We start from the raw sequence: 5,792 nt of genomic DNA, 5'->3' as shown, positions 1-5,792 counted from the left end.
CACGGTGGACACCCTTGTCATTCGCTAACAGTTCCTACTGCAAAGCCTGTAGTGGACTTTCACCACCAAGTTATCACCCATGCCGGGCGCACATCAAAAACGAGTGTAATTTTTATAAATTACACTCGTTTTTGATGCTTGTAGCTCATAATTAAACCGACATGAACTTGCGGGTATTCTCCATCACAAACTCAAAAATGCGGTCGATTTTCCTGCGTTTCTTGATAAAACTGCCATTGATCTGATCGGAAACCCGTTCCCGGTTCAGACTGCCGCTGTATTCGTACTCTGCCAAAAATTCATTGACGACTGTAGGCTCCAGCTCCACGTGTTGGGCAAAATCATAGATTTCCCCTTCACGTTCTTCTTCTTCGAATACATTGTATGCTTCATCAAGGTTGGCCTCCTCGTCCAGCACCGGTAAAACCTTATCCAGGAACTTGCGGATCAGGTCCGCCTTCAAGCGCAAGTCCTCATTGTCCGCCTGATCCAAGAGTCGGTGGATGGTGGCGACATTTTTCTCCCGTTCAGCTTCATCTTTCAGGTTGATGTTACGGATGAGATTCAAGATGTAGCTGACGTTGATCGTATCCGTTTGGATGACTTCTATCGCGAAGTCCAGGTTGTCGAGGATGGAAACTTCTTCGCCCTTTTCCTTCTTTTTCACCTTTTCATAGATGGTAAAATACTTGCTCTTGAAATCCTGGTAGTTTTGTTCAACGATTCCGATTGTATCTTCCGAAAACTCGAATTCATCAAAAGTCCGCAGCTTCAGCAGTAACTTTGAAAGCTCCCGGAATAGCACCACAAATTGATATTGATCCTCTTCGGATTCCAGTTGGTCAACTGATTCCGGTGTCGGCGCCAGCTGCAGCAAAGAAGAAAGCGCCGCCCTGAAATCGGTCAGATATTCCGCATAGCTGGCCATCAATACCGTATTGGTGTCGTTGGTCTGCGAGTATAGTTTGATGGCTTCATCGGTTTGGTATTTCAGGTTGCGGTAGCACACAATATTCCCGTATGGCTTCGTTTCCTTTTCTATCCGGTTGGTCCGGGAATAGGCCTGCAGTAAGGTGTGGTATTTCAGATTCCGATCCACATATAACGTATTGAGCGGCTTGCTGTCAAACCCCGTCAAAAACATGTCCACCACGATAAGAATGTCCAATCTTTCACCGGGAACGCCTTTCTTGACCCGCTTGGAAACATCCGCAAAATAGCCGTTGAAATTATCTGTCGAGAAATTTGTGCTGAACGTTTCATTGTAGTCCTTCATAATCCGCTCCAGACTATCCCGTGAATGCTCAACAGAAATGTCTTCATTGCCGGGTTCATTGGCTCCGTAAGTGAATATGCTCGCTACATTGATGTCTTCTGCATATTGCTTGAACAGATCATAATATTTGATCGCCATTTTGATGCTTTGAACGGTAAAGAGGGCGGTATATTGCTGATTCTTGGTCTTTTTGCGATGGTTCTTGAGGATATGCTTGGTGATGTCCTCCAACCGTTCGTCTGCCATCCACACTTCATTCGTGTTGATGCCAGCTACCCTTTCCTGATCCTCTTCATCGAACTGTCCTCGGAAGGTACTGATGTATTCCACAGAAAAGCCCAAGACGTTCTCATCGCGGATGGCATCTTTGATCAGGTAATGATGCAGGCATTTCTGGAAAATATCTGCCGTTACCCGTCCATCCTGGCTTGGATTCTCAGGAAAGCGCGGTGTTCCTGTAAAGCCAAAGTATTGGGCATTTTTGAAATGCTTGTGGATCAGTTTGTGCATTTCCCCGAATTGGGTCCGGTGGCACTCATCGATAATGAACACAACCCGATCTTCTCGATAGCTGTCAATCGCCTTATGCCCTGATTTGACGGCATTGGCCATCTTTTGGATAGTCGTCAGGATCAGCGGTTTCGTGCGATCGCCCATTTGTTTCAACAGTTTGTATGTATTGTCGGTCATATCCACGGAATCTGCTTCAAATTTATTGAACTCCGCCAAGGTCTGGGCATCCAAATCCTTCCTGTCCACCAGGAAAAAGACTTTTTCGATGCTTTCTTCTTGGGCGATGATCTGGCTGGCTTTGAAGGATGTCAATGTCTTTCCGCTCCCGGTCGTATGCCAGATGTATCCGTTGTTCTTGGTCTCCAATGCTTGTCTTACAAGGGCTTCGACCGCATAAACTTGATACGGACGCATCACCATCAGAAGTTTGTCCGTCTCGTTCAACACCATGTAACGCGCGATCATTTTTGCCAAATGGCATTTCTCCATAAAGCTTTCCGCGAATTCACTCAGCACATTGATCCGGTTGTTTTCCACGTCGGACCAGTAAAACATGTGGCTCTTCAAAATTTCCCCGTCACTGTTGGAGAAATAACGTGTTTCTTGACTGTTGCTGATCACAAAAATCTGGATGTAGCGGAACAAGCCGGTATAAGTATGCTTGCGGTAGCGCATGATTTGGTTGAACGCCTCCGTCATATCCACGCCGCTTCGCTTCAGTTCCACTTGCACGAGCGGCAACCCATTGATCAGGATGGTCACATCATAGCGGTTGGTGTACTTTCCCTCCATGCTGATCTGATTTGTGATTTGGAACGTATTTTTGCACCATTCTTTTGTATTGAACAGCTCCAGGTAAAGGTTCTTTCCACTGTCCCGTTTCAGCAGCACCTTGTCCCGCAGGATTTTAGCGCTGTCAAAAATGCTTTTCCCGTTGATTTGTGTCATCAAACGCTCGAATTCTTTATCGGTCAGGGGATCCTCCCCGATGTTGACGCTGTTTCGTTTCTCCAGAACCTTGCGGAAGTTCGCGATCATAGTGGCTTCGCTTTTCACTTCCGGTACCCATTGATACCCTTTCGAGACGAGTTGCTCGATCAATTTATTTTCTAATGCCGATTCACTTTGATAGGCCATAGTTTCCCTCCTCACAAGTACGCAATTTATCTTGATTGGCTTTTTATTATTATCTCAATATTCTGTCAGTTATTCAATGGCGTTCTGGTGTAAAAAACTATATTTGTGTCTTCCACTTTAGCACGATACTACCAAACCGTTTGATTTACCATGTTCTTACATCTCATAGTCAACCTATAGTATTTTTGCTATACTTAATGAAGAATGCTACATTTCGATAGGGTTGTTAAGAATTGTAAACCCGATGATAACTGTGAAAGAATATACCCAAGGTCACGCTGAGTTGACACATTTTAGTATCCAAAGTAATTTAGTAATCCGACAATTTTGAACCATATACTTTTTACCTGCCAGACTCATATTCCTGCTGACCTTAAGTAATTCCTGGTAATAAGAATTGATAATAAGAGGAGGCGTTACTAATGTTTTTCTGGAGTCAAAAAAAAGATAAGAACAACCCCCTTGCAAAGAAACCCAGTTCTACTGGAAATACTAGAACCCAAATTAGTGAAAAAGTATTTTCTAAAATGGTTGACAATAATCTCAAGGGAAGAAAACTTGAACAATCTGGTAAAGTTGAAGAAGCAAAAAAACTATATGAAAAAAACATATCCATGAATTTTGATGGTAATTTCCCATACGATAGATTGGCTGTTATTTACCGAAAAGAAAAGGATTACGATAATGAAATTCGTGTTTTAAATCATGCTATACATGTATTTTCAGACTTACGCGCAACCAGTCCACGCGCTGATATTTCACCAAAATTAAAAAAATTTAAGGAACGTCTTTCGAAGGCTACTGCATTAAAAAAAGCACACAATCAATAGTTTCCTCAAACTAATCTGCATGCGTGTTGCATCAATTGATAATCCAAAAGGAAAAAAGCGGAAAGCCCGTCAAATTATAGGCTTTCCGCTTTTTCGCTTCTATTCTTTTTTAACATATTTCTGTAGCCCTTATATGAATGCCATCACAGCAATATCCCCCCAAAAACATTACCTTTCAAGCGTATTATGATCCATGGAAGGTCGCGCCAAAGAGTTTTAACTCAGTTGTTATTATAATTGGCTGAAGTTTCATCGTTTTCTTTCTTTGCATCTTCAAATTTCTTTTTTGCTTCACCTATTGGCTTATCATCTATGTAGTAGGCGCTAGCAGCCTTCCCTATTGCAGCAGTTCCAGATGCAGCTACTCCAGAACTTACCGCCGAACCAACCCCCGGCCATACTGTGTTTAGAAATTTTGATGTCTGTTGCGCTAATAGCCTGAATGCATATCCAGCTCCCGCAATCCCACCCATACTAAAAATAAATTCTTTAGCAGTTTCAAGTGAAATATCTCTTCCGCTTAATGAAGCGATTAAGGAAACCAAAACTGACTGAATTATGATCAGAATATAAATATCTGATATTGGTATTGGTGTCAATGCGACTGTTGCAGATATTCCGGAAAATATTTTGATCCACTAGTGTTGCATAAACATTTGCAGGTCTTCATCTAAACTGTTTTCTGAAAAAAGCAAAAAAATTCTTATGCTCACGCAGAAAGATGACTTTCTCCAGATTGTAACAATTATGAACTATGTCAATTTATCTTCAGCCGCTCTATTGTCGTCAAGCTTTCGTTCATTTTGATTCGGTCGGTTTTCCCCGTATCCTTGTCTCCCAAAGTTCACTAGCTTCCCATAGGGAAGCGAATAGGTAGCGTTGGATTGTCAGGCTAGAAAGAACAGATTGTGTTTCCAGTTTGACCAGATAGGTGAGAAGTTGTGCAATCAAAGCAAGATAGACCTGGTTTTTTAAGCCATCCTCATCACGACTGAAGAATTTTTTGATGGTCGTCTGCTGCTTCAATTGCTTGAAAAAGAGTTCGATCTCCCAGCGGGAACGGTACATTTGGCTGATTGCTTCAGCTGAAAGATCAAACCGATTGGTAATGATGCGCAGCTTATTCTCCTGTGTATCCATTACTTCAACCAATCGATAAGGATCTGTCAGATACCCATTCTTGCCACCCAGAACGACCATCTGGTCTTGGAGAATGGATCCTCCGGGAGGGACTTCGTATTCGGACATTACATGTACGAGGCTGTTCTTCTTGATGCGAGATACAAAGAAGAATCCGTCATAGGAAAATTTATCGAATAACTCGAAGTCCATATAACCCCGGTCGAAGATATAGGTGGCCAGCTTCTCATCAACTACGATTTCCAGTCGGTTGACATCATGAACGGAAGCATTCGTTATGATCGCTCTATCCGGATAGGCATCGCCTTTCCCTATATAGGCAAGACGGAGATGCAGTTTTATGCCTGACTTAGTAGTGCGGAACTCTGCCCAGGGATATCGTGTTTTATTCAGAGAGACCGTCGTCGAATCTACGATGAATGCTTTTGGAAGCTTGCCGTTACGCTTGCCTTGGTTGGCTAGAGATACTAGAAAGTAGAACATTTCCTCCAGAATAATGGGATTGATCCTTCGGATCTTCCGCGATATCTGTGAGCTGCTAAGAGAGTCAAAACCAAGTTCAGCTTGAAGATCTGGATTTAAAAGGGAAGCTTCTATATCCCGAAGACTGGCTTTTTGGCTCGAGATTGCGTGGAGCATCAGCTTGAGGAAACGGTCGAAATAGAGCTTCTTGACATAGGTATTTGTCTGTCCAATTTGTTCTTGTAGTCTTAACGGTAGATTCTCAAAAGAGACAGGTGCAATCCATTTACAAAATGAAGTTTTTTGTTTATGCTTATCCATAGTTATAGGTCCTTTAACGTGGTCTTGGATAAGTCATCTTACCAACCATTGTAAAGGATCTTTTCTTTTTGTCTAAAATTTAGTTTGTTAATTTTTTAATGCAACACTAGTGA

General features: G+C 42.5%; 4 protein-coding genes. 1 reads left to right on the top strand and 3 read right to left on the bottom strand.

The window, feature by feature from the left end; translation table 11 throughout:
• Window positions 1-151: 151 nt before the first annotated feature.
• Window positions 152-2,926, bottom strand: a complete 2,775-nt coding sequence (locus tag BMX58_RS14385; protein ID WP_068624742.1) for a type I restriction endonuclease subunit R, EcoR124 family — start codon at window positions 2,924-2,926, stop codon at window positions 152-154.
• A 422-nt stretch (window positions 2,927-3,348) separates the two neighbouring features.
• Here BMX58_RS14385 and BMX58_RS14380 point away from each other — a divergent pair, with 422 nt between their 5' ends.
• Complete coding sequence (locus BMX58_RS14380; protein WP_084254026.1) at window positions 3,349-3,756, top strand: tetratricopeptide repeat protein; 408 nt, start codon at window positions 3,349-3,351, stop codon at window positions 3,754-3,756.
• 221 nt (window positions 3,757-3,977) lie between these two features.
• Here the strand turns inward: BMX58_RS14380 and BMX58_RS14375 are convergent, their stop codons facing one another.
• On the bottom strand, window positions 3,978-4,373 hold the full coding sequence (locus BMX58_RS14375; RefSeq protein WP_275425235.1) for a DUF697 domain-containing protein: 396 nt from the start codon (window positions 4,371-4,373) through the stop codon (window positions 3,978-3,980).
• Between the two features lie 181 nt (window positions 4,374-4,554).
• Window positions 4,555-5,679 (bottom strand): IS4 family transposase, encoded by a 1,125-nt coding sequence (locus BMX58_RS14370; protein WP_093088865.1) that lies wholly within the window; start codon window positions 5,677-5,679, stop codon window positions 4,555-4,557.
• Window positions 5,680-5,792 lie beyond the last annotated feature (113 nt).

It is taken from the genome of Trichococcus ilyis (genome assembly GCF_900109135.1).
Lineage (GTDB): Bacteria > Bacillota > Bacilli > Lactobacillales > Aerococcaceae > Trichococcus > Trichococcus ilyis.
The sequence above is the reverse complement of the archived record's forward strand: the minus strand, read 5'-3'. Positions and strand labels throughout refer to the sequence as shown.

What these genes read in the sequence shown, in the direction of transcription:
- BMX58_RS14385 (WP_068624742.1), bottom strand. Translation starts at nt 2,926, where the DNA reads ATGGCCTATCAAAGTGAATCGGCATTAGAAAATAAATTGATCGAGCAA.
- BMX58_RS14380 (WP_084254026.1), top strand. Translation starts at nt 3,349, where the DNA reads ATGTTTTTCTGGAGTCAAAAAAAAGATAAGAACAACCCCCTTGCAAAG.
- BMX58_RS14370 (WP_093088865.1), bottom strand. Translation starts at nt 5,679, where the DNA reads ATGGATAAGCATAAACAAAAAACTTCATTTTGTAAATGGATTGCACCT.